The sequence below is a fragment of the Acinetobacter sp. YH12254 genome, from assembly GCF_013417415.1.
Classification (GTDB): Bacteria; Pseudomonadota; Gammaproteobacteria; order Pseudomonadales; family Moraxellaceae; genus Acinetobacter; species Acinetobacter pseudolwoffii.
Map to the genome: position 1 here is coordinate 90,427 of NZ_VPEB01000007.1, position 24,064 is coordinate 114,490.

The 24,064-nt window shown below is 43.2% G+C and carries 23 protein-coding genes and 1 pseudogene; 7 read left to right on the plus strand and 17 right to left on the minus strand.

Translation table 11 applies throughout. The features are described from left to right. Positions 1–56: 56 nt before the first annotated feature. The 4 genes from cxpE (at position 57) to FTV29_RS07130 (ending at position 6,337) form a co-directional block, all read left to right on the plus strand. Positions 57–1,277 (plus strand): chloramphenicol efflux transporter CxpE, encoded by a 1,221-nt coding sequence (gene cxpE, locus FTV29_RS07115; protein ID WP_074383363.1) that lies wholly within the window; start codon positions 57–59, stop codon positions 1,275–1,277. A 14-nt stretch (positions 1,278–1,291) separates the two neighbouring features. Further along, the gene (gene hda, locus FTV29_RS07120) at positions 1,292–1,996 is read left to right on the plus strand and encodes a DnaA regulatory inactivator Hda (protein WP_100329062.1); all 705 of its coding nucleotides are present in this window, start codon (positions 1,292–1,294) and stop codon (positions 1,994–1,996) included. A gap of 120 nt (positions 1,997–2,116) precedes the next feature. Then, on the plus strand, positions 2,117–3,916 hold the full coding sequence (gene rbtA / locus FTV29_RS07125; RefSeq protein ID WP_005097621.1) for a rhombotarget A: 1,800 nt from the start codon (positions 2,117–2,119) through the stop codon (positions 3,914–3,916). Positions 3,917–3,925: 9 nt separating this feature from the next. Then, positions 3,926–6,337 carry a CSLREA domain-containing protein gene (locus FTV29_RS07130; RefSeq protein WP_180075274.1) on the plus strand — a complete coding sequence of 804 codons (2,412 nt, stop codon included), beginning with the start codon at positions 3,926–3,928 and terminating at the stop codon, positions 6,335–6,337. Positions 6,338–6,670: 333 nt separating this feature from the next. Here FTV29_RS07130 and FTV29_RS07135 read toward each other — a convergent pair whose 3' ends face one another. The 5 genes from FTV29_RS07135 to FTV29_RS07155 form a co-directional block, all read right to left on the minus strand. Continuing rightward, the gene (locus FTV29_RS07135; RefSeq protein ID WP_005097618.1) at positions 6,671–7,084 is read right to left on the minus strand and encodes a DUF3106 domain-containing protein; all 414 of its coding nucleotides are present in this window, start codon (positions 7,082–7,084) and stop codon (positions 6,671–6,673) included. Further along, the gene (locus tag FTV29_RS07140) at positions 7,074–7,391 is read right to left on the minus strand and encodes a hypothetical protein (protein ID WP_005097616.1); all 318 of its coding nucleotides are present in this window, start codon (positions 7,389–7,391) and stop codon (positions 7,074–7,076) included. Before FTV29_RS07140 ends, FTV29_RS07135 begins: the two co-directional genes overlap by 11 nt. Then, positions 7,388–8,002, minus strand: a complete 615-nt coding sequence (locus FTV29_RS07145) for an RNA polymerase sigma factor (RefSeq protein WP_005097615.1) — start codon at positions 8,000–8,002, stop codon at positions 7,388–7,390. The genes FTV29_RS07140 and FTV29_RS07145 overlap by 4 nt, the downstream gene beginning before the upstream one ends. Before the next feature lie 167 nt (positions 8,003–8,169). Further along, positions 8,170–8,946 carry an RNA methyltransferase gene (locus FTV29_RS07150; protein ID WP_005097613.1) on the minus strand — a complete coding sequence of 259 codons (777 nt, stop codon included), beginning with the start codon at positions 8,944–8,946 and terminating at the stop codon, positions 8,170–8,172. 52 nt (positions 8,947–8,998) lie between these two features. After that, on the minus strand, positions 8,999–9,973 hold the full coding sequence (locus FTV29_RS07155) for a class 1 fructose-bisphosphatase (protein ID WP_005097611.1): 975 nt from the start codon (positions 9,971–9,973) through the stop codon (positions 8,999–9,001). Positions 9,974–10,154: 181 nt separating this feature from the next. Here FTV29_RS07155 and FTV29_RS07160 point away from each other — a divergent pair, with 181 nt between their 5' ends. Continuing rightward, positions 10,155–10,340: an NF038105 family protein gene (locus FTV29_RS07160; RefSeq protein ID WP_005097610.1), complete on the plus strand. Its 186-nt coding sequence runs from the start codon at positions 10,155–10,157 to the stop codon at positions 10,338–10,340. 75 nt (positions 10,341–10,415) lie between these two features. Here the strand turns inward: FTV29_RS07160 and pal are convergent, their stop codons facing one another. The 7 genes from pal to FTV29_RS07195 form a co-directional block, all read right to left on the minus strand. After that, the gene (pal, locus tag FTV29_RS07165) at positions 10,416–10,988 is read right to left on the minus strand and encodes a peptidoglycan-associated lipoprotein Pal (RefSeq protein ID WP_005097609.1); all 573 of its coding nucleotides are present in this window, start codon (positions 10,986–10,988) and stop codon (positions 10,416–10,418) included. A gap of 54 nt (positions 10,989–11,042) precedes the next feature. Continuing rightward, positions 11,043–12,326 carry a Tol-Pal system beta propeller repeat protein TolB gene (tolB, locus tag FTV29_RS07170; RefSeq protein ID WP_171063343.1) on the minus strand — a complete coding sequence of 428 codons (1,284 nt, stop codon included), beginning with the start codon at positions 12,324–12,326 and terminating at the stop codon, positions 11,043–11,045. A gap of 204 nt (positions 12,327–12,530) precedes the next feature. Then, the gene (gene tolA, locus FTV29_RS07175) at positions 12,531–13,844 is read right to left on the minus strand and encodes a cell envelope integrity protein TolA (protein ID WP_180075275.1); all 1,314 of its coding nucleotides are present in this window, start codon (positions 13,842–13,844) and stop codon (positions 12,531–12,533) included. 3 nt (positions 13,845–13,847) lie between these two features. Next, the gene (gene tolR, locus FTV29_RS07180) at positions 13,848–14,297 is read right to left on the minus strand and encodes a protein TolR (RefSeq protein ID WP_005170046.1); all 450 of its coding nucleotides are present in this window, start codon (positions 14,295–14,297) and stop codon (positions 13,848–13,850) included. Further along, entirely contained in the window at positions 14,297–14,995 is a 699-nt protein-coding gene (gene tolQ / locus FTV29_RS07185; protein ID WP_004279111.1) for a protein TolQ, read from the minus strand. Before tolQ ends, tolR begins: the two co-directional genes overlap by 1 nt. Before the next feature lie 26 nt (positions 14,996–15,021). Further along, positions 15,022–15,429 carry a tol-pal system-associated acyl-CoA thioesterase gene (gene ybgC / locus FTV29_RS07190; protein ID WP_004731733.1) on the minus strand — a complete coding sequence of 136 codons (408 nt, stop codon included), beginning with the start codon at positions 15,427–15,429 and terminating at the stop codon, positions 15,022–15,024. 266 nt (positions 15,430–15,695) lie between these two features. Further along, positions 15,696–17,039: an amidohydrolase gene (locus tag FTV29_RS07195; protein WP_167381270.1), complete on the minus strand. Its 1,344-nt coding sequence runs from the start codon at positions 17,037–17,039 to the stop codon at positions 15,696–15,698. Positions 17,040–17,288: 249 nt separating this feature from the next. Between FTV29_RS07195 and FTV29_RS07200 the strand changes: the two are divergent. Together FTV29_RS07200 and FTV29_RS07205 are read left to right on the plus strand one after the other, a co-directional pair. Next, positions 17,289–17,558 (plus strand): annotated as a pseudogene (locus tag FTV29_RS07200) (acetamidase); the annotation flags it as partial. Between the two features lie 195 nt (positions 17,559–17,753). Next, complete coding sequence (locus FTV29_RS07205) at positions 17,754–18,491, plus strand: hypothetical protein (protein ID WP_227523631.1); 738 nt, start codon at positions 17,754–17,756, stop codon at positions 18,489–18,491. A gap of 13 nt (positions 18,492–18,504) precedes the next feature. On the opposite strand, the gene ruvB is transcribed toward FTV29_RS07205, so the two are convergent. From ruvB to FTV29_RS07225, 5 genes are all read right to left on the minus strand, one after another. Beyond that, the gene (ruvB, locus tag FTV29_RS07210) at positions 18,505–19,512 is read right to left on the minus strand and encodes a Holliday junction branch migration DNA helicase RuvB (RefSeq protein ID WP_005097600.1); all 1,008 of its coding nucleotides are present in this window, start codon (positions 19,510–19,512) and stop codon (positions 18,505–18,507) included. A gap of 222 nt (positions 19,513–19,734) precedes the next feature. Further along, the gene (gene ruvA / locus FTV29_RS07215; RefSeq protein WP_005097599.1) at positions 19,735–20,337 is read right to left on the minus strand and encodes a Holliday junction branch migration protein RuvA; all 603 of its coding nucleotides are present in this window, start codon (positions 20,335–20,337) and stop codon (positions 19,735–19,737) included. A gap of 120 nt (positions 20,338–20,457) precedes the next feature. Further along, positions 20,458–21,798: a deoxyguanosinetriphosphate triphosphohydrolase gene (locus FTV29_RS07220; RefSeq protein WP_005097598.1), complete on the minus strand. Its 1,341-nt coding sequence runs from the start codon at positions 21,796–21,798 to the stop codon at positions 20,458–20,460. A 173-nt stretch (positions 21,799–21,971) separates the two neighbouring features. Continuing rightward, complete coding sequence (locus tag FTV29_RS15000) at positions 21,972–22,103, minus strand: putative transporter small subunit (RefSeq protein ID WP_005097597.1); 132 nt, start codon at positions 22,101–22,103, stop codon at positions 21,972–21,974. 11 nt (positions 22,104–22,114) lie between these two features. Then, positions 22,115–23,752, minus strand: coding sequence for a hypothetical protein (locus FTV29_RS07225; RefSeq protein ID WP_005170049.1), 1,638 nt, complete (start codon positions 23,750–23,752; stop codon positions 22,115–22,117). Positions 23,753–24,064 lie beyond the last annotated feature (312 nt).

A 24,064-nucleotide genomic window follows, 5' to 3' on the forward strand; every position in this document is an offset into this window, starting at 1 on the left:
TCTTTATTGAAATATTTTAATTTTTAGAATGATTAATAGAGAAAAGGCGAAACTTTATGGTAGATCGCACATTGCGTCGCGTGTTTATCCTAGCTGGGATAGCTTTATTGTTATGGACTTTATACTTATTAAAACCCGTTGTAATTCCATTTGTTGCAGCACTTTTAGTGGCTTATCTATTTAGCCCGCTGGTGGATAAATTGCATGATGTGGGTCTGCCGCGTTGGCTTTCTATTAGTATTGTTTTTATCGGAATCGGAATTGTACTGACCTTGGCCATCTGGTATTTAGTGCCACTGATCTGGCAACAGTTGATGTATGCACGTGACAATATACCCGCGATCATTGGATGGATTAATTCGACCTTTTTACCATGGTTGTCCAATACCTTTAATGTCGTTGAAATGGAAATTGATACCAATCAGATTTCTGATGTGGTCATGAATTATGTACAAACCAATTATAGCGCAGACAGTATTCAGGCATTCTTGTTACGCCTTGCTCAATCCGGAATTAATTTTCTCCAGATTGGCGGTACGATTGTCTTAATTCCCATCATTGCCTTCTATTTCCTGCTGGATTGGGATCGTATGCTGGGGAGCTTGCGCCGCCTGATTCCGCGTCCTTATGAAAAAAGTACACTAAAAATTGTAGGCGAATGTCATAGCGTGCTGGGTGCTTTTGTTAAAGGGCAGTTTCTGGTCATGATCTTGCTGGGAATTGTCTATGCGGTGGGCTTGCAACTGATTGGTCTTGAGGTTGGATTGATTATTGGTATGGTGGCAGGTCTGGCCAGTATTATTCCTTATCTGGGCTTTGCAGTCGGTATTATCGCAGCGGTGATTGCGACCTTACTGCAATTTGGGATTGACTGGTGGCAACTGGTATTGGTCGGCATTGTGTTTATGGTCGGACAGGCAGTTGAAGGTTATATTCTGCAACCATTCTTGCTGGGCGATAAAATTGGTCTTTCTCCTGTTGCCGTAGTATTTGCCGTATTGGCAGGTGCACAGCTGGCAGGCTTCCTGGGAATGCTGATTGCATTACCGGTGGCAGCCGTCATTGTGGTACTACTGCGGCATGTACGCGAGTACTATGAACACACAACATTTTATGGCGATCGGGCCATTGTGATGCAAGATGCCTCTACCGGTTCAATCAATATCGAAACAGCAGACTTAGATGTTGATATTGAAATGAAAAAGCCAGAGAAAAAACCGCTGCAAGCAGAGGAGAACTCAAGTAAAATTCATGATCCCCATGGTAAAGACTCATAAGGCCAAAAAATCATATGCGTCAATTGCAGTTAGATATAGAACCTCAGCTCGATGCCCGAATCAGTGATTTTTCAGGGCCGGGTTGGGGGCATGTGATTGATGCAGTGCGTCAATTACATGCAGGCTTAATCAGCCGTTTTTATGTCTATGGTGGGGCGGGTACAGGAAAAAGTCATTTATTGTCTGCTATCTGTGACTCTTATCTTGAAGTAGGGAAATCTGCGATTCAGGTCTCTTTACTTGAGCTTCTAGATGCACCGACCGAGGCGATTACCTCGCTGGATCGTTTTGATCTGGTCGCACTCGATGATATTGAAGCGATTAGTGGTGTGCCGCATTGGCAGCGCGCAGTCTTTCATCTGATTAATTATAATAATGAAGGCGGCGGACAGCTGGTATTTTCTTCACGCTTTGCGCCGATTGAACTTAAGCTTGAGCTGCCAGATCTACAGTCACGCTTAACACAAGCGGTGAGTACCCGTGTGCCGAGTGGTAGCCTTTATGCTGATCGTTATGCGCTGGTTTCATCCGTACTGGATCGTCGGGGGATTCATTTAGATCCTCAAATTTTTGACTATTTACTGAGTCATGGGCCACATCAAACTTCGGTACTTCTTAAGAGATTAGAGCAAATTATTCAACTGCTTAAGGGAGAAAAACTGAAGGTCAGCAATGCCAATCTGCGACAGATTTATGCCTTGATTGACGAATATCGGTAAATCATAAAAATTCTTGAGTAATTGCTCAGTCTATGCCACAGTAAGGCAAAATAATTCACAGTTGCAAGGATTCTGCAACTTTAGAAGAAAAAGAAAGAAATAAAAATTAAGGAGAAGGTTATGCTCAAGAAGAGCATAGGCATGGCTTTGCTGTGTATGGCAGGGCAGGCGTATAGTGCAGATATTATTGTAACCACGACAGAAGATATTGAAAAAGATGACAAGGAATGTTCACTTCGAGAAGCCGTTGGATATATTAACCGGGGCTTAGCCAAAGAAGGTTTTATGGGATGTGGTGGAGAAAATTCATCCAGTACCATTATTTTAAAAGAAAAAAATACTTATGTGCTCAATAAGCATATAGCAATCAAAAAATCTCTAAGCATTCGGTCTGTAGCTGATAGCGATGAAGAATTCAGTACAACTGAAAAAACACTGGGTCTGCATAATGCCCATATTCAAATGCAAGGAACTGACAATCTATTTCGCCTTAACAGCACAGATACACTGGTTCAGCTTAACTTAAAAGAACTAGACCTCGAAGGCTGTGGCAAAGTCAGTTGTGCTGAACAAGGTGGTCTGATTCATAATAAAGGCCAAGTGGTGGTTGAATATAGCCGTTTATTTAATGGTGCAGCCAATTTGGGTGGGGCAATTTATAATACGGGTCAATTTGGTCAGAACTTTCTCAGTCGTGTTGAAATTAAAAATAGCCTGATTGAAAATAACAAAGCACAACGAGGTGGCATTTTATATAGCGAGTTGCCCGCTTTCCTTATCAGGCAAAGTGTCCTTAAAAATAACCAGACCTTAGATAACTCGGCGGCCAATATTTATAGCGCCGGGCAGTTTGCTGACACAGAGAATCTTCAAAATATTAGTGCCGAAGTATTAAGTAGTACCCTATTAAAAAATAAGGGGACACTCATTAATGTCATGGACGGGATGGGATTAAATAACCTAACGATCGTTGATAATGCTGATACTGCTTTACGTATGAATGCCCCGGCTGGCAGGGCTTATGTGGCAAATAGTATTATTTTAAGAAATGGTGCACAGGACTGCCAAATTGAAACCGGCGATAAAACCCTGATTCAAAACAATCTGCTGACTGTGTCCTGCGGTACAGGGGATGCTGTTGCTCCAAATGAGCTCTGGAATGGTACACAAATCTTAGCCGAAGCTTCAAATAAGAGTGAAGGTGTTTGTCAAACCTTGAGTGAAAATAGCACAGCCATACTTTGTCCATACAGCGTTGCTAAAGGGCAATTTCTTGGTTATATGCGTCCACGTATTTTATTAAGTCATAATCAGGTCAGCGACTCATCTATTGTAAATAGAGGTACAGCGCTTAATCTTGCAGCCCCGACAGTGGCATGTGAAGCTGCTGACCAGCGTGGTATCAACCGTTTAATGGATAATCTGTTCTGTGACCGTGGTGCGATTGAAATCACTGTGCCAACCTCAGGGAGTCTGGTTGGACAAGACCTGTTAAAAGGTGAAATTGCCAAATTTTCAATTGAATCCTTTTTGGGTGATAGTGATTTAATTCCAAAAGAACAATGCAATGTCATAGTTGGTCAACAGCCGACAGGTGAGCCTTGGCAAGATGGATGTTTGAAAGTTGTGCAAACTAAAACAGAGTCCAAAGGTAAAACACGTATCGATATTCATGGCAATGTGGTGTATACCCCAGATTCGACTTGGCATGGGGCAGATATCTTCGAGCTGCAAGTGGTAACCACATCCACGCGATTTAATAAAAGTAAACCTTATCTGACCATTACCACTCAAATCGTGCAGGAGCCAAAAAATGAAATGGAAGACAAATCAGTCAAAACTTCAGGTGGCGCATGGGGCTTTGGTGGGCTACTGATTTTAATTGGGTTAATGGGTTTGCGCCGTGAATTAAAAGATTAAGGAAAAATCATGAAAAATTATAAAAAAGGACTGCTTGCGGCCATGATTTTATCTGCCATGAGTTTGATGGCAGCCGAAGATAAAACTATCTATGTCACCACTTTGGTGGATGAAGACGGAGAGAACAGTAATGCCTGCTCTTTGCGAGAAGCGATTAAAACTGCAAAACTAGATAAATCCTATGGTGGATGTAACGTCGGCCGTACGCTTCGGCTGGATGGTTCAGCCCCAGACGTGATTCAGCTTGAAGCGGGTGAATACAAATTAGACAGCGAACTTGTCATTGAGTCCGCGCTCAAAATTTATGGAAAAACGCCCTTTAGTTATACCAGTCGTAGTCCGATTACGAATTTATACCCAACCCGTGATGCTTTAAAAACCACGATTTCAGGTCAGGGAAAAACCCGTCTCTTTAACAGTATGGCCAGTCAATCCAGTCTGGAAGTCTATCATCTCATCTTAAAAGATGGTTATGCGGCAAAAAATACACAGGATAAGGGCAATGGCGGTACCTTTTATGTGGCGGGCCCCTTAAGCATTAATAGCAGTGAAATCGTAAATTCCCGGGCAGATGCAGAAGGGGGGGCTATTTATACGGTGGCGATGAATACCGAAAGGAGTGTGATCATCCAGGATTCGCTGCTTCACCAAAATAAGGCAAGTTCATATGGTAGTGTGCTGGCTATGGATTGCCAGGGGAATTTAGGGACGACTCAAACCAATGTAAAAGTTAGTTCTAGTAGTATTGTTAAAAATGGGTCAGAAAATACGGCCAGCATTCTTGATTTTTGTGGTTATGCAACCGTAGAGTTGAATAATTCTACCATTGCCAAAAATACTGCGAGTCAGACAGGACATATTTTGCGTATGACCAATCAAGCTAATCGCCCTCTCAGTGCCTTTTCCAGTTTAACTGCCTTAAGTAATACTATTGTTGAGAATGCAGCTCAATCTACTTTATTTTATGACAAAACAGGTTCTAAATATTTCTATTTTAATGTTTTAGCATTTAATCAGGGCTTATCTTGTGAATATGCCTTAAATCAGGGGAATCCGACTAAGGAGCAAAGCGTCGTATTTACTACTGTTAAAAATGCCATACAAACCACTGGACTATCACGTTGTGTATTGCCAGAGTTAGATGCGGATGAAACTTCAAACAATCTTGACGTTTCTGACAGCACGATAAACAACTTATTAACAGCCTATATTGAGCCTGCAATTGATAACCGTTTTCTAGGCATGTATTACCCACGTGATAATGGAACAGCTACAGATTTGGTAGATGTAGGGGTAAGTGGCTGTGCTGAACAGGATCAACGTGGCATTGATCGGGTGGTGGGATCTACTCTTACCTTAAATCCAGATGCAAAAAATAGCTGTGAAATCGGTTCAATCGAAATCCGACGTCTGACCGCAGCAGATATCACAGATCTGAAAAATAGCAGCTTGGTCGATTTGAATAATTTTTATCAGGACAATATAACTGACATCAAAAGTATTATTGCAAATAAGAATACGCCAGCAGAGGAAATACCTGGTTTAAAGGAAGAGTTAAAAGAATACGAAGATTTACTTAAATATACCAAGCAATATCAGCAATACCGTGCAATTTATGTCAATCCCTTTGTGCTGGCCATGCCTCAGGAAACCTTGATGGGCAATACGGTTCAAACCAAAGTCTTGAATGCACAAAATTATGATATTAGTGTTAAGTCTTTAGGAGTAGGTGAGTTAATTGGTACCGGTAGTTCGACCAGTGTGAAGGGTGATCCGAATGACCCCAATCTTAAGTGTGAATGGAAGCCTGATCTCAACCGGATCATGATGTATCGTACCGATGGGAAAATGACCAAGGCAACAGATATGGAATTCTGTAGCTATACTCTCAAAGATAAGGCCACGGGGATCAGCAGTGCTGGAATTTTAAAAGCAGCTTTTAACAATATTGCACCGATTGCCAAGAGTGATGAATATTGGATTAGCCCAGAGAATAATCTGACAGTGACTGTGAATCCACTTGAAAATGATAGTGATGATGGTGATGGGCCTCTACCTTCAGGAAAGTCGGCTTTTTATCAGGATAAAGAGGGAAAAGAGATTCCAATTCGTATTGTGAAGATTCCTGCCGGAGTTTCTCTTAATGCAGAGCGACAAGGCCCTTGTCCTGATACTTATCAGCGCGAGACCTGCTATGGTGGAAAGCTGACATTTAGTGTGAGAAATAACTTAAGTCAGGCAGATTACAGCATGCAGTATACGATTTTTGATGCAGATGAAAAAATGTCTGAAACAGCAACGATCCTGCTACGAAATATGGTAAAAAATGCCAATACGTCATCAAGTAGTGGTGGTTCATTCGGAATTTGGGGACTATTCGGATTATTTGGGCTGGTCGCTTATCGCCGTCTAAGAAAATAAAACCTAATTGGAAAATTCAAAAGCCTCCATTTGGAAGAATGCTGATCAGTTAAGGAGTTTAGCAATAGACGCTTTAACTTTTTAGTGGTTCACGATGGAGTCTTAAGGTTTTAAATCAAATATTTGTCATATCATTTGTGACTTTGGTTTTGCTCAAATGAGAAGCGGAGTTTCACAAGGAAGGCATCTTGCGGAGCAATACACCTCATGCATCCAACAGTTGCGGATGACTTTTCCACCTGGCAAATATGATCATGAATTTAAAAAAGAAAATGCCAGTCAATTGTTTAACTGACTGGCATTATCCATTTGGAGGCTTTTTATATGGGTCGCTTAATGCGAGCTAGAGGGTGGTTGAGTCGTTTGCTGGTATTTGAGAATGTACTCTTCCCGAATGGCAAGTCGTTCTTCAGGTTTGGCATTTTGCATGCGTAAGCCAAGTTCTCGACGTTCCTGACTGCTCATCATTTGCCAAGTCTCACGCATTCTTTGTTTTTCAACCTCAGGAAGCTGGGTAAACCAGTCCATACGCTGCTGTAAGCTGACGCTCTGCTGTTCTGGAATTTCCTTGAGGGACTGATAGCGTTTAATAAGTGCCAACTGTTCGGAATCAGAAAGACTATCCCAGGTATCGGAAACCTGAGTATTTGCATCTTTAGAAAAGATCCAAAAACGTTCAAATCCTGCAAAACTGGTTTGCAGAAAACTGAATGCACAAAAAGCAATTGCCAATCTTTTAGCTGCCATGTGGAACTTTGTCCTCACCTAGAACCATTAGCATTTCTAAATCTTCAAGCATTTGTGGGGACAGTTTCGGTACTGACACCATTTGGGTTTGCGGCTCATTGTGGCTAGAAATATTGGGTAATACTACAACACCTGCAATTGCTGCTGCCAAGGCAAAACCTGACATTTTTAAAAATGCAAAACGTGAATGTTTAGAATCCTGAATTTCTTCAAGAACATGGTGCATGACAACAGGTTTGTGTTTATGTTGTTGTGCCAGTCCATCGAGTTTGGAAGTTACTTGTTTTAAGAAATCATCTTGATTCATTCGGATGACCCTCCCAGATATGGATTTAAATGTGCCAAAGAGGTACGTAAGCCTTGAATAGCACGGTGATAATGAGTTTTTACACTGCCTTCTGAGCAGTCCATAATTTGTGCGGTGGTATGCGTATCAAATCCTTCCCAAGCTCTCAGCATAAATGCCTGCTGCTGACGTACAGGTAGTTTGGCAATAGCTTCCTGGATTTCTTCAGCTGTCACTGCCTGATCCAGAAAGTCCAAAGGCGTCGGTGTAGCTTCGTCCACGATATCCTCAAGTTCAATTTCGTCATCATCCAGACTGACTTTCTTAAAAAATGAAAACATCTGACCACGCCGTGCTTCTTTACGACGCCAATCCTGTAATTTGTTGTTCAGAATTGTATAAAATAGGGGATACCATTCTTCAGTACTTTTTTCCGCATAGGATTTATGTAAGGAAATGAAAGCTTCCTGAACCAGATCCATGGCAATACCATGATGACCTTGAGTTGCACTTTCCATCATCACCAAGGCGCGTCCAGTCACATCTTGCATAAAATTCTTCAGACGTGCTTCAGCCGTACTCTTCAGAATACTTACATCGTGTGATTGCAACTGTTTTGGTGCTAAATCCATAGAGATGGAAAATCCTGTCATTGGACACCCACCATGATTCCCAAGTTCATAATCATATAACGTTGGGAATTATGGTTTGGTTGACAATTAAGTTTATTATTTTTGTAGTGTAATCTATTTTATAAACGGGCAGGGCCGAATTAAAACACTGTAACCTAAATCCCTAATTAGATACGTTGACGTACCATTTCAAAGAAACAGATCGATCCTGCAATCGCAACATTTAAGGATTCCTGACCACCCGGCTGCGGAATACTGACAGCTTCTGCGTGTTGCATTGCATAATCAGAAACGCCTTGACCTTCATTGCCCAAGATCCATACGCAAGGTTTACCTAAATCTTTTGAGTACAGACTTTCGGCACGATGTGAGCTGGTGACGTATACAGGAATTTGAAATTGCTCAAGAATTTGTTCAAGTGCAATATTTTCAAAAGTTTGCAGCGTGAAGTGTGCGCCCATACCGGCACGTAATACTCGTGGTGACCAAAGTGATGCAGAACCTTTGGTGCAGACAATCTGTTCAATACCGGCTGCTGCTGCAGAGCGAAGCAGGGTACCGACATTACCCGGATCCTGTACATTTTCCAGAATTAAAGTGTCGGCTTTAAAATCCAGTGCATAATTTGCTGTCGGTAAAGTGACCACAGCTAAACAGGCTAAAGATGTTCCTAAGGTACTTAAATCTTTGTATAAAGATTCGCTTAAAACAAAGACCATCCCTGTGTATTTTGCGAGAATTTTCTCGAAATCAGGATGCGAAAGTGCATGTTCAGTGGTAAAAATCGAATCAATTTTACGGTTTTCATGCAGCCAGGCGAGAGACAGATGCGTGCCTTCCAGCACAGTTTGCCCCTGTTTTTTACGATAGGTGTTTTGTTCAATCAAACCACGTAAGTGTTTAATTTTTGGATTGTCTTTTGAATCAAGAAAAAAAGTTGGCATGGGAGATATAATCCACGGTAGCCGATTCAATATCGGCTACCGCTATAAAAAATTAGTTATGATAGCTGGTCACAAGATCAACTTCGTTTTTAGAACCGATAATCACTGGCACACGTTGATGTAGATCGGTTGGTTCGATCTCCAGAATACGGACACGGCCTGTGGTGGATGCGCCGCCAGCCTGCTCCATGAGCATACTCATTGGGTTGGCTTCATACATTAAACGCAGACGACCAGCTTTAGCCGGATCTTTAAAGTCGTATGGATACATGAAGATACCGCTACGACAAAGAATACGGTGAATATCGCCCACCATACAGGCAACCCAGCGCATATTGAAATCTTTTTCACGAGGACCGGTTTTGCCTGCCAATAATTCATCGATATAACGTTGTACTGGTGCTTCCCAGTGGCGTTGATTCGAGGCATTGATCGCATATTCTTTGGTATCTGCAGCGACTTGAATCGCTTCAGAAGTTAGCAGGAATTCTTGAGTTTCCGGGTCAAAGGTAAAGAACACTACGCCTGCACCGACAGTCAATGCCATCATGGTCGATGGACCATACAGTACATAACCTGCAGCCACTTGATTGACACCGGCTTGCATAAAGTCTTCGGCCTGAGTCACGGCATTTTTCGCAGGAAGAATCGAGAAAATCGTACCCACACACATATTGATGTCGATATTACTTGAACCATCGAGTGGGTCGAACAAGACCAGAAATTGACCATTTTCCTGTGCAGGCGTGAATTCATCCAGTTCTTCTGAGGCCAAACCACCGACATTCGGGTGTTGCTGTAAAGCATCAATCAGATAATCATTGGAAATGACATCCAGTTTCTTTTGCTCTTCGCCTTGAACATTTTCATGCTGTGCACTTCCCAATACACCCGCTAAAGCACCTTTTTGCAGCAACAGATCGATGTCCTTGCAAGTGTTTGCAATCGTTTCAATAACTTGTGCAAGTTCAGGTGTGAGATTCCCGCTTTGTTGCTGTAAAAACTGGGATAGGGTGCGGTATGACATAAGGGAAAACTCCAAGACTTAAATCGGGAAAAAATGATCAAAACGATATGCGGCTATATTTTAGATGAGAACGTACTAAAAGAAAAATCAAACTGGATTATTTGTATCGATTTTGCCCTTGCAACTCCTGTGGAAAGTGCTATGTTGAATGCAAGGGAAAATTGAGAATAGGAGCACAGATATGACAACATTAAAGTTTGATGCGACTCCAACGCCAAGTGAAGGCATTACTTTAGATGATATCTCTGAAGACAAGATGAAAGAAGCCTGGCGGGATTATGAAGCAAAACCAGAGTACAAACAATTCAATAAACACGACCTGATTGAATCGATGCAAGCAGTTGAACCAGGCCAGACCGTAGAATAAACAGATTTGTTCATTCAACCCAATAAAAAGCACTCAATCATGAGTGCTTTTTATTTGATACGCCAGCATTGAAAGTTATTTCAACAATGGTGGTACCGCTTCATAATTAATTTCAACACGGCGGTTTTCTTTCCAGGCATTTTCATCATGACCTGGATTGATTGGCATTTCCTTACCATAGCTGACGGCTTCTAATTGAGCAGCATTTACACCAGTGGTCACCAGGAAGCTTTCAACAGCTTTGGCACGACGCTCACCAAGCGCCATGTTGTATTCACGGGTACCACGTTCATCGGTGTGGCCGGTGAGTGCGACACGTGAGTTGGCATTGGCCATCAGGAACTGTGCATGTGCTTGTAGTGTACGAAGATCTTCATTGCTGAGTTCAGTACTGTCATAGTCAAAATGTACGACACGTTTTGCCAAGAAAGCCTTGTTTTCCGCAGTGACACCCTTTGCCGATGCACCCGCCATGTTTTGTGCATTTAATGCAGCATCTTCACTCAGACCTTGCGTATCCACTGTGGTTGAGCTGGTTGTATCTAAACCGCCGGTTTGAACTTCAGCGGCAGGTTTACGGCTCGCACAACCTGTCATGACGACAGCTGCTGCTAAAAGTGGTAAGGCAAATAATTTTACTTTGTTCATCTTCATCTCCATGAAGTTTGATTATGGGGTAAAAGGTTTATACAAATACCAATGTTATTTTGGTGCCCAAGCCGGTTCACGGACTTCGCCCGTTTCACTTGGCAAGTTCATACGGAAACGACCATCTAGTGACATGATCGACAGAAGTCCGCGCGCGCCTTCACGTGTGGCATACACCACCATCTGGCCATTTGGCGAGAAACTTGGTGATTCGTCTAGAGTTGTTGGCGTCAGAATATTATTTACACCAGAGTTCATGTCTTGAACGGCAACCCGATAGTTACTGCCGCTTGGACGATGAACCAATGCAAGTTTCTTGCCATCTGCGCTCAGCGTACCACGTGCATTAAATGCACCACGGAAGGTCAGACGTTTATTGCTACTTGAAGCGAGATCATGGCGATAAATCTGTGGAGATCCACCACGATCAGAAGTAAAGATAAAGGATTTTCCATCTGGAGCATAACGTGCTTCGGTATCGATCGCACTGTCATTGGTCATACGTTGTAATTGACGTGTTTCCAGATTCATCTGATAGATTTCCGGATTGCCATGCATGGATGCAGTAAACAGCATGCTCTTGCCATCTGGAGAGAAACTTGGTGCGCCATTTAAGCCACGGAAACTGGCCAGTTTTTCGCGTTGTCCTGTAGCCAGATCCTGTACATAAATTGCCGGACGTTTGGTTTCAAACGAGACATAAGCAATTTTTTTGGCATCCGGTGTCCAGGCTGGAGAAAGAATCGGATCACGCGAAGTCAAAATGGTTTTTGGCTGTTCGCCATCGGTATCGGCAATTTGCAAGGTATAACGTTGTTCTGGTGTTGCTGGATTACGCAGTACATAAGCAATACGTCCAGTAAAATCACCTGGAATGCCAGTTAATGCCTGATAGATGGCATCACTGATCATATGCGCTGCCTGACGGGTACGTGAGGCTGGAACAGTTAGTAATTCATTTAATAGATATTGTTTTTTTTCGATATCGTATAACTGATACTGGATTTCAAAAGAACCATCCGCTGTGGTTTTTGATGAACCGGTCACGACATAGGGAACGCCAGCGGATGCCCAAGCTTCTGCATTCGGGTTATTTAATGTGGCAGTCGCAGGCAGGTTTTTTGAAACACTGGTAAATCTGCCTGAACGATTCAAGTCATTTTCAACAATAGGATAGATGCTCTGATCCTGACTGAATGGCACAATGGCGATTTTAGGTGCTGCCTCAGGTGCCTTGGTAATTTCCAGATGCAACTGGGCATAGGACTGAGTTGCCAATACAGGACTTAAAGCGCCAATGATTGCGAGGCAGAGTAGGTGTTTGCGAGTCTTTTCCATCATTCGTTATTTACTCAAATCAACGGATTTATTGTATAGGTAGCTTGGGCTACATCATCGCATGGATTTAATAGAATAAAACCAGGATTTTATGACCAAACTGTTATGACACTGTGAAAAATGAATATTATTTAATCATATTAAAGTGAAGTTTAGCTGAAAAAATCAAAGCCATCACCTCAATAATGTGTGATGGCTTGGTTTTTATTGTGCGGTAAAGGTTGATGTAAAACTTCGTGCTTCTCGGCGTGCATCTGGATCTGAAGGCATCGGATACGGCGCAGCAGCCCGCACCGCAGCTTCGACACTGGCTTTCATGTCTGCATCACTTGAGTTCACGATGACAGAAACCACACCGCCATTGTCATTCAAGGTCACACGAGCAGTAGCGCGCTGACCTGACGATCCCACTGGGGTATCCCAAGCACGTTTAATTTTATTTTCGAAATCACGTTTTGCAGTAGACGCAATCCGTTTTGATTCCGCTTTTTTCTGAGCAGCTTCTTCAGCGGCCTGTTTGGCTGCTGAAGCCTTGGCATCTGCCTCTGCTTTGGCTTTTGCATCGGCATCTGCCTTACGTTTTGCATCCGCGTCTGCTTTTGCCTTTGCAGCAGCATCGTTTTTGGCTTTTGCATCGGCATCCGCCTTACGTTTTGCATCCGCCTCAGCTTTTGCTTTAGCTGTCGCCTCTGCTTTGGCCTTTGCAGCAGCATCGTTTTTGGCTTTTGCATCGGCATCCGCCTTACGTTTTGCATCCGCCTCAGCTTTTGCTTTAGCTGTCGCCTCTGCTTTGGCTTTTGCATCCGCATCAGCTTTACGTTTCGCCTCCGCATCTGCCTTACGTTTTGCATCCGCGTCAGTTTTTGCTTTAGCTGCCGCCTCAGCTTTCGCCTTTGCAGCAGCATCTGCCTTGGCTTTCGCAGCGGCATCGGCTTTTTGTTTGGCGGCCAAATCCGCTTTTTTCTGAGCATCTAATTTGGCTTTCTGTGCAGCGTCCGCTTTACGCTGTGCATCGATTTCAGCCTTACGAGCAGCTTCGGCATCTGCCTTGGATTTTTGTGCTGCCTCCGCTTTTGCTCTGGCTGCTGCCTGTTTCGCCTGTTCGGCAGCTTCGGCACGTTTCGCTGCTTCAGCAGCTTGTTGTACAGCCTTGGCTTGCGCTACCTCTTTGAGTTCCTGCTGGGCTTTTTGTGTATCCACTTTCGGTGCAGGCGGAGCAGCAGGTGTGGCAGGCGCCGCTGTCGGAATGACTGGCGCAGGCTCAGGACTAGGTTCAGCTGTTTGAGTAATTTCTTCTGCGACATTTTCATGTGCAGTTTCCTCAAACGGCGTTTCTTCTCGGGTGACCGGTTTGAGGTCCTCAGGTTTGATCAGGACCGTTTTAATCTGCTTCGGCGGTTCAGGTGGTTTACTCATGCCAAGATAAAGTAAACCCACCAAAGCCACGGCATGGATTCCTAAGGTGAATCCAATCGCGATGGCTTTTTTCTGAAATGGTGGCTTTTTATAATCTTTCATACATTATTCTAATGGCTGGGTCAGTAAACCGACCTGAGATAAACCGGCATCCTGCAGGCTGGACATCAAGGCCATGACATCGCCATAAGGACGGGTATTGTGGCCATTAATCACGACATTCAGCACTTTATTGTCATTTTGTGCCTGTGTTTGCGCTTCAACAAGGGCAGCAGTCAATTCATCCAGCGTGACTGGGCCAGTGGCCTGATTTTTATGTTCTAAATAATAGGAACCATCTTCTTTCAGGGTGACAATGGTCGGTGCATCTTTAGATTCAATCGGTAGCCCATTGGCCTGAGGTAGGTCGACCTTGATGCCACTGGTGATCATGGGTGCAGTGACCATAAAGATCACCAGAAGCACCAGCATCACATCAATATAAGGTACGACATTCATGTCACTTTTCAGTGGCTTTTTAATACGCTGAAAGCGTCCTGAACCTTGAATCGCCATTAGTCTTTGTCCTGAGTTATGCCCACGGACTGACGTTGTAGCAGTGCCACCATTTCTTCGGCAAACAGGGCACGATCAGAGTAAACGGTTTCACCTTTGGCCGTGAAATGGTTAAAGGCCAACACTGCTGGAATAGCTGCGAACAGGCCAATGGCAGTTGCAATCAGGGCTTCAGCAATACCAGGTGCAACCGTCGCCAGCGTCACCTGATCGACATCTGCCAGGCCAATAAAAGCGTTCATGATGCCCCAGACGGTACCGAACAGACCAACATAAGGTGCAACCGAACCAATACTGGCCAAAGCACCGAGTCCTTGCTCCAGATGACCTTGATCACGGCTCAGGCCGACACGCAGAATACGCTCTGTTCCTTCAATGGACTGGGCAGTCGGTGCATGGCGTTTTTTCAGTTTCAGGAACTCACCCAGACCCTGATAGAAAATATCTTCAAGGCCAGTGCGTTTAGAGTTGAGCTGGGCATTGTTATACAGGGTATTCAGTTCAGCGCCAGACCAGAAGATTTTCTGGAAATGTTCATCATCGGCCTGGGCTTTTTTATAACTCATATAGAGTCTGGCAATCAGATACCAGCTATATATTGAGGCTAACAGAAGAGAAAGCATCACCAGTTGTACGACAGGGCTTGCTTGTAAAATAAGATCTGAAACTTGAAGAGATGATTCTAACTGAGTCGCCATAGTTGTTACGTGTGCCAATAAATTTTTTAGTCTTGTTCCAATTCTTTTTGAATTAGTTCGCGTATTTCATCCGGGAGTCGACGTGGTCGCATCTCTGCACTGATACATGCCAACTCAACCTCACCCGATGCAAGCATGATTTCACCACGATAAATATTTTGTTGCAATACAAATGATGAAGCTTTACATGAAATCACACGTGCAGTAACAGTAATTAAATCATCCATCAGGATGGGGCGCATATATTTGACATTAATTTTGTGTACCACAAAATTATATTCTGCCTGTTGCCAGTAATGACTGACTCCGGCAGCACGCAGCCATTCGGTACGGGTACGTTCCATATAGCGAATGTGGTTAGCATGGTAGACAATACCACCTAGATCAGTATCTTCAATATATACGCGGATATTGAATTCAAAATGATTCGCCATAGTTTTGTTCCATGCAGATGTTCGAAATTTTTGCTTGTTTTTTGGAGAGAGGAAAATCCTTGAATTTGCCGGATTCCTGTCCAAAGTCAAGCAATTTAGCGGGACAAAGTTTAGCATTTTGAGTTTTGAGACCAATGGCACAAGATGTCAAATCTGGCTAGAAATAGTCAAGAGGAAGCGCAGAGCACCTGATAGCTCATTTATAAAACAGCAGAAGATGATGAAATGCGCGAGCTCATCAACTCGCGCATTTTTATAGCAGGCAATTAACCTTTATTGTTCTGTTTCCAGTTGGCCTGAACCTGTTCAGCCACTTTTGGATAATCCAGAATAAAGCGCACATGACTTTCGACACCGGTTTTTAAGGTCGCATCATCGACAATAAAGTTCGGATTATGGTTTGGCGCGGCTTTAGCCGGATCTTGATCGGCCGGCGTGGCACCGACAAAGACAAACAGGGATGGCATGAGCTGGCCATAGTAAGCAAAGTCTTCACTCGCACTGGCATTATTATCCAAGACATGCAATTTATCTTCACCATGGACTTTGGCCAGGGTCGGTTGCATCAGCTTGGTCAAAGTTTTGTCATTGGTGGTGACCGGGGCATAAGGCGCAATTTCGACTTTCACCTTGACATCGTTGGCTGCTGCATTGTGTTCTAGCATCTTCGGTAAGTCTTTTAAAATGCCTTGACGAACGTCTTCACTATTGGAGCGAATAGTCCCGACCATATTGACCTGATCTGGAATCACGTTACCGGTGGTACCACCCTGAATGCTACCAATACTGACCACGCCCATTCCTTTGGTCAGATCCGCTTTACGGCTGATCAAACTTTGCAGATTGGTGACCATCTGGGCAGAGGCATAAATTGGATCTTTTCCTGCCCAAGGCATCGAACCATGAACCTGACTTCCATTGACCTGGATGCGTAAATGATCGGCACTGTTTAAAATGGCACCATCTTTGTAGAAGATATTGCCACTTGGCATACCGGCCATGACATGCATACCGAAAATGACTTCAGGTTTTGGATTTTTCAGGGCGCCGTCCGCAATCATTTTACGCGAACCAATCTGATCGCCTTGGGTAAAGTTATCAATATCTGCACCACCTTCTTCGGCTGGCTGGAACACAAATACCACCGTTCCTGCAATTTTATCTTTGTTGGCGGCCAGAACTTTGGCTGCACCCAGTAACATGGCGGTATGCGCATCATGACCACAGGCATGCATCACATAAGATTCTTTGCCCTGATAAATGGCTTTTTGTTTGCTGGCGAATGATACCGGTGCAGTTTCCTTAATTGGTAATGCATCCATATCTGCACGCAATGCCATGACCGGGCCGGGTTTACCACCTTTTAGTACACCGATCACACCCGTTTTGGCATAACCTTTTCGTACTTCAATCCCATAGGATTTTAATTCTTTTTGAACCAGTTCCGAGGTTTTAAATTCCATATTCCCCAGCTCAGGATATTGATGAATATGCTGGCGTAATTTTATGGTGTGCGCTTCAGCCGTTTGTACAGAATCATCAATCCAGTCGGCCAGACTGAGTTGGCTACAGAAAAGAAGAGGAAGACAAAGGGAAATCTGCTTATACATATTCATACTTGGGGAGAACCTTAAGAATTTTAAATGGTTAAAGTGATTCTCTAGGATTGCATATTGATTTAAATTTGACCAAAACTCTCTAAGTATTATGATAATACCTTTAAGGTATATTGCTTGTTAGACCTTGTTCTAAAAGAGCTTTATGAATACTTTTACATTGTAAAATTATGTACCCTTATTTATTTTCTATATGCTAAAGGTATCAAAATTATCAATAAGACAAAATAAAAACAAATATCAAAAATAGATCAGGACAAGATTCCGCGACAATCATTAACGCAACCTTTGGGCGAAAATGATGAGTTGTGGATTACTCTAGGTTTAGATGAAGACTTAGACGAAGCCATGCGTAAATCGACACGCGAAGCAATCCGTTTTTTGGTCAATGAATACGGAATTTCAGAAGAAATTGCTTATGCATATTTAAGTGCTGCAACGGATTTTAAAGTATCGCAAGTGGTAGATAAAACCAAAGGTATTCACGCGATGATTCGTAAAGCGGACTTTTAGGAGTTTAAGAAAAAAGAGAAGTAATTTTTTTATTTAGTTTTTTGTTTTGTGCTTTTGCCAACTGATTTAGACATGTCAGTTGGCTTTTTCTTTTGTAATGGTTTGAAAATTTTTAGAATATCAATAATAAAAATTTATTGAAATGAAATGGGGAAATTGTGGCAGAGCAGAATAATAATGCAGTGATGATTTCAATTGCCATGGACAGTGCCACAGCAGCCTTTTGATCAAACGGCAAGTGTTGTAGAGAATCCAAATAGAAAGATGGAGCTTGATCTCAATCATTCGACAGATACGACAGCAATTTCATCATTTACTTTATCTGTCATTATTGCGCTTATTTTAGGTAGTTTCGCAACTTGGCTTGCTTATTGGTATGGACGTAAGAGTTTTCAACTCACAGAACTATCTTTTAAAGTAGTAAGTGAAGATATTAAAGAAGCAGCAGAATCTCATAGAAATATGACTAAACAACTTATAGAAAGTCAAGAAAATTTAAAAAGAGTTGAATTACAAGAAGAATTTTATAGAGGTTGGAAACTTAAGTTAATAGACGATCTTGCTGTATTGAAACCATTAGTGCATAAATACATTACATTGTTAGGCTCTGTAGCTTTAGTACTAAATGATGTGAAAGACTGGTTCAAAAATAATGAATACGAAGATATGCGTTCAGAATTAAAGAGTTTAGAAGATGATATATTCCCTTTAATAGCTCGTATTAGTACTCATTTAAAAATGTTAGTAGAGGAAGATCATGAATTAGTATCTGAATGGGACGAATTTGAGCGTTATCTCACTCAGCTACAAATCATGTGTATTACCGCGGTAATTGATAAAGAAGGTATTGCTGATAGTTTCAAAGCTCTAAACATTGTAGTAGATTCTCTTATTCAAAATTTGAAATCTATATTCAATAAAAAAGCAGCCTAAGCTGCTTTTTGAATCACTTTTCTTTTGGCTCAGGTGGTGTCAATCCAAACTGTAAATAGGCCATATTGGTGGCAATACGGCCACGTGCAGTACGCATCACATAACCTTGCTGAATCAAATATGGTTCAATCACATCTTCCAGCGTACCAGAATCTTCTGCCATGGCAGCAGCCAACGCTTCAACACCAGCAGGGCCACCATCAAAACGTTCTAATAACATCGATAGATAACGGCGGTCTAAAGTATCTAAACCATCTTTATCGACTTTGAGCATGTCCAAAGCACGTTGCGCCATATCCTGATTAATTTCACCAGTGCCTTTGACCTGAGCATAGTCACGTACACGACGCAATAAGCGGTTGGCAATACGCGGTGTACCCCGTGAGCGACGGGCAATTTCTTTTGCGCCATCACCGGTCATGGGTACATCCATCAGGTTGGCTGAACGTTTGACAATGTGGGTCAAATCTTCAACTGAATAAAATTCTAAACGCTGTACGATGCCGAAACGGTCACGCAAAGGAGAGGTAAGCAGACCTGCACGTGTGGTTGCTGCAACCAGGGTAAAGGGTGGCAAATCCAGTTTGATTGATCGTGCAGCAGGCCCTTCGCCAATCATGATGTCGAGCTGGTAGTCTTCCATCGCTGGATAGAGAATTTCCTCAATCACCGGTGAAAGACGGTGGATCTCATCAATGAACAGGACATCACCTTCTTCCAGATTGGTCAGCATGGCGGCCAAATCACCGGCACGTTCTAGCACCGGACCTGAAGTCGACTTAAGATTACCGCCCATTTCGCGGGCAATAATATTCGCCAGCGTGGTTTTACCCAGGCCGGGCGGGCCAAAAATCAATGTATGATCCAGCGCTTCTTCACGGCCACGGGCGGCACCAATAAAGATTTCCATTTGCTCTCGAACCACAGGCTGACCAATATAGTCATCGAGTGAAGTTGGGCGGATGGCACGATCAAAATGATCTTCTGGTTTTTCAGAACCACTGATGAGACGGTCTTGCATATCTTTTGAGTTAATCTCTATGGTTTATTTGAGGTGAATAAAGTCATAGCCTCAAAATGCTTTAACAATTCGTATGCCATTGTGCAGGCATGCTCTTACTTTTGACAGGGCAAAAGTAACAAAACCCTTTGCAGAAATAATGGCACATCCTATGCCATATTTCTGCTGCAGCATTCATGCTGCCTTCTCATCTTCATTTTGCAGCGAATATTTAAATCAGTATTAACGATTCATCGACTTTAATGCAGCGCGGATAATGTCGCTGGCTTCAGTGTAATCTGCTTTAACCGCATTAATCAGTTTTTGCGCTTCGGCAGGTTTATAACCCAAAGACTGTAATGCAGCTTCTGCTTCAGCCACGGCTGAATTGCCCATAAACTGAATCTGTGGTGCAGTTGAATTGCTTGGCGCAGCACCTGAAGCCATGGCTTTAAAGCGGTCACGTAATTCAATCATTAAACGTTCAGCGGTTTTTTTACCGACACCGGGAACTTTGACCAAGGTATTCACATCTTCATTTTCAACGGTATGAATCAGCATTTCCACACTTAAAGTTGAAAGAATACCCAAGGCCATTTTGGGGCCAACGCCGTTGACTTTGAGTAAGGTGCGGAAAATGGTTTTTTCCTGCGCATTGATAAAGCCATACAGCAACTGTGCATCTTCACGCACGGCCAGATGGGTCCAGAGTGTGACTTGTTGTCCTTTTTGCAGCTGGCAGAAAGTCGTCAGCGGCGTATCAATTTCATAACCGACACCATTTACATTTAACAGTACGGTCGGTGCTTCTAAAGCCAGTACTTCACCAATCAGACATCCAATCATCTTTTATCATCACTAAATTCAGTTTTGCTGCATAGTAGTCAGCATTTTCCGGAAAGGCAAAATCTGCCGCTGTAAAATAGATGATTTTATTACAATCATCCTCCTATACAGCAGAATATTTTATAACAATCCGGCTTTATTGCCTTGTAATTCCTGCGACAGGTTATAAGCCTGATGATCAGAAAATTTCGAAACAATATCCAGCACCTGCATGATATTGTCATAATGGCTGGCGCTAAAATTCGCCCCTGAACGTTGCAGAATCGACATCAAGCGCTGTTCTTTAAAACTCAGGTTTTTATGCGGCGTTGTTAAGGGAATAAAGGCATCCAGAATATTTTGCAAACATTGATGCGCGATAATTTCCAGTCCTGCTTTTTGCGGATGCTCAAAAATTTTATCCCGTGCCAGTTCTTTGGCGCGATTAATCCCGATTTCAATGTCCGCAGTACAATATTGCAATAAAGTACCTTGTAACTGACCCGATAAAATCTGGTCATGATGACGGGCAAAAGCCGTTGTCACTTCATCGACCAGACGTTTCATGACCCGACCACGCAAGGCGGCAATTTTTTGCTGCCAGGTGGTATTGCTCATGGCGATTTCAGAAGGAATACCATAATCACCGAGCAGATTTAAAAAGACCGGCTCAACTTCGTCATAACTGAGCATATTCAGGCTAATACCATCTTCAAGGTCAATCAGAGCATAACAGATATCATCAGCCGCTTCGAGCAGATAGGTCAGTGGATGACGGCAGTAATGATATTCAGCTAACTGAATCAGTCCGAGTTGTTCTGCAATCTGCTTTAAAATCTCTTTCTCGGCCTGATAGCAGCCAAACTTGGCCCGATTGCTGGCAGGTAAATCGACTTGAGATGCCATGGTTTTTGACAGCCACGGATATTTTAAATAAGCCCCTAACGTGGCATAAGTCAAACGCATGCCGCCATCATTGGGATGGTAATCGATTTTGGTCAACAGGCGTAGACCTTGGGCATTGCCTTCAAACTGACGTACATCGGCTTCTTGTTCAGGACTGAGATCTTTTAAAAAATCGGTATGCGATGCATCGTCGAACCATTCTCGAATGGCATATTCACCGGCATGGCCAAAAGGGGGATTACCAATATCATGTGCCAGACAGGCAGCCTGAATAATGGCACCGACATCGGCCGGGGAAATCCAGGGCGGTAACTGATCTTTTATTTTCTCTGCGGCCAGCATCCCGAGTGAACGCCCAATACAGGACACTTCAAGTGAATGTGTGAGTCGTGTATGAATACCATCGTGCTGGGTTAAAGGGTGAACCTGAGTTTTACGGTTCAGCTGGCGGAAACTTTGTGAAAAAATAATACGGTCATAATCTTTGTGGAACGGGCTACGTGCCAGTTCAGTACTTTGCTTTTTACTACCAATCCGAACTGTCGAAAGCAGCTCTAACCAACGCATTTGAGTCATTTATCATTATTCAATTCTTTGCTAAGTGCATCATGCCAAAAAAGTAGCAACAGCACTAGAGTGCTGCGACATGAATTGTCGGAACAAACAAAACCCTGTGGAAATTTCAGCTGAACAATCGCTATAAAAAAACAGGTCATATTGACCTGTTTTTATCTCATGATAGAAGTGGACTAAAGCAAATCTTCACCACTGATCTTGGCTTCCTGGATGTCTTTATAGACCCCCATGCAAATGACGAACAAAATCATCGTCGCCACCAATGGCCAAAAAAGTACATATAGGGTCATAAATTGACTACTCATCTGAAATCTCCTTATTTACTTTTCTCAGATACCTGGTGAAATTCAATCACCATCTTATTGATTTGTTTAAAATCAAATCGTTCTTTGCTATTCATTAAAGTCAGTACGGTACAGACAATGGCGCTGCTGCCGTAGGCGGTCAGGGAACTCAATAGCGTGCCATAATCACGCAGGAAGCCGATGGTCCATGGAAGGAAGCCGATACTGGCCAGAATACCGACCACCAGGCCGACTTTCTTGCCAAAGAAGCCAAAGCTCATCAGACCCAGTACCACACCAATACCGATGGTGGCCATAAGCTCAAAACTGAGTGCGATCAGACCCTGAATTGGCAGCCATTCAAATCGAACCACCAGAAAGCTTAAAAATGCGATACCGACAGACCAGTTAAAGGCACGGGCATTGACCTTGTCCCAGTACAGGCTGGCAATCACCGGGAATACGATGGCACCCCAGAGTGCACCGACGAAAATCAGCATCGCTAGAATGTCGAATTTAAGCGTGGCAATTAAAATACCGAGCATGGTGGCTACAATCATGGTCATCCGGCCAATAAACAGCATTTTCTTCGGATCAGGACGATTTTTAGCAATCTGTTTGCCATAAATATCGGTCATTACGATGGCAGACAGGGCAGATAAATCCGAATCCGCCGTTGACGAAAGCGCGCCAATCACCATGACAAAGAGTAAGGCCACCATAAATGGAGACAGATACGTTGCTGCCATTTGTGGAATCAGGTTGTTCAGGTTGCCATCAATCGGCTGAATCCCGGCAAATAGCGCCAATAATCCGAGCATTCCCAAACCGACGACAATCGCGGCATAACCGATGGTTGCAGTAATGAAGCTGGGTTTGATCAAGTCTTTACGCACTGCAAACAGGCGTTGGGCGATGGTCTGGTTACCAATCGCATAAGCCAGTACCGCCACAAAAAATGGTGCACCCTGTTCTAAAAATGCGGTTTTCGAAAAGAAATCCAGTTGTTCCGGTTGCAGATTATGCATGCCGGTCTGGAACAGTGAAGGGCCGCCCAGGGTGAAAAATAGCGTCGGAATAATGATCACTGCCGCCACAATCATGGCGACCAGTTGCCCAAAGTCGGTAAATACCGAGGAGCGGAAACCGGACCATAAGGTATAGGACAGGACGCCAATTCCGGTAATCAAGACCCCATGGATAAAGCTGAGGGGAGACAGAATTTCAACCAGCGCACCTGCTGCGGTAAAGTTTACCATCAGACTGATCACGCTCCCGACAATGTTGGAGCCTGCCAGAATCATCTGGCTCTGGTTACCATGCCGTGCATGCATGATTTCTGCCAAAGTGTGTGCATTGGGTGCCAGGTCGCGGAAACGTTTGCCGAATGGGTAGATAAATAAAATCATCAGTGCACCCCACAAACCATAGTGTAAGGCACCGGAAACACCGTATTTATATCCGGACGAAGCTGCTGCATAAAATGAAGCGGCCCAGATCCAGGTGGCGGTCATACTGGCCGCAGACATTCCAAATCCGATGGAGCCATTCGAGACCATATATCCATCGACATTTTCATTTTTTTGCTTAATGCGTAACGACAATAGAAAGGTGATGCCATAGAAAAGCACCATCAATAGTACAGTTGCTGTACTAGTGAATTGAAACATACATACTCCTTAAGCGGGTCACCTTTTGTTTTTGAAAATTAAATCATTGGCAACAGATTAAGGCTCTAGATTAGACAGAGCAGTGAAGCTACAGAAAATAAAAAAACCAGCGTCTGAATATCAATTGGATATTCATATCTGCAGCAGAAAAGAGGATGATTCATGCGTCCTGAATGTGGACATTTCCTCAGCAATTGGCGTAGAGGTTAACATAAAATCATCAAATTTACTGATGAAGTCATTAATTATGTAGATTCTTTGCTGATATAAGGCTATTTTTGATTTCAACATCTTATCAAATATAGATTTGTT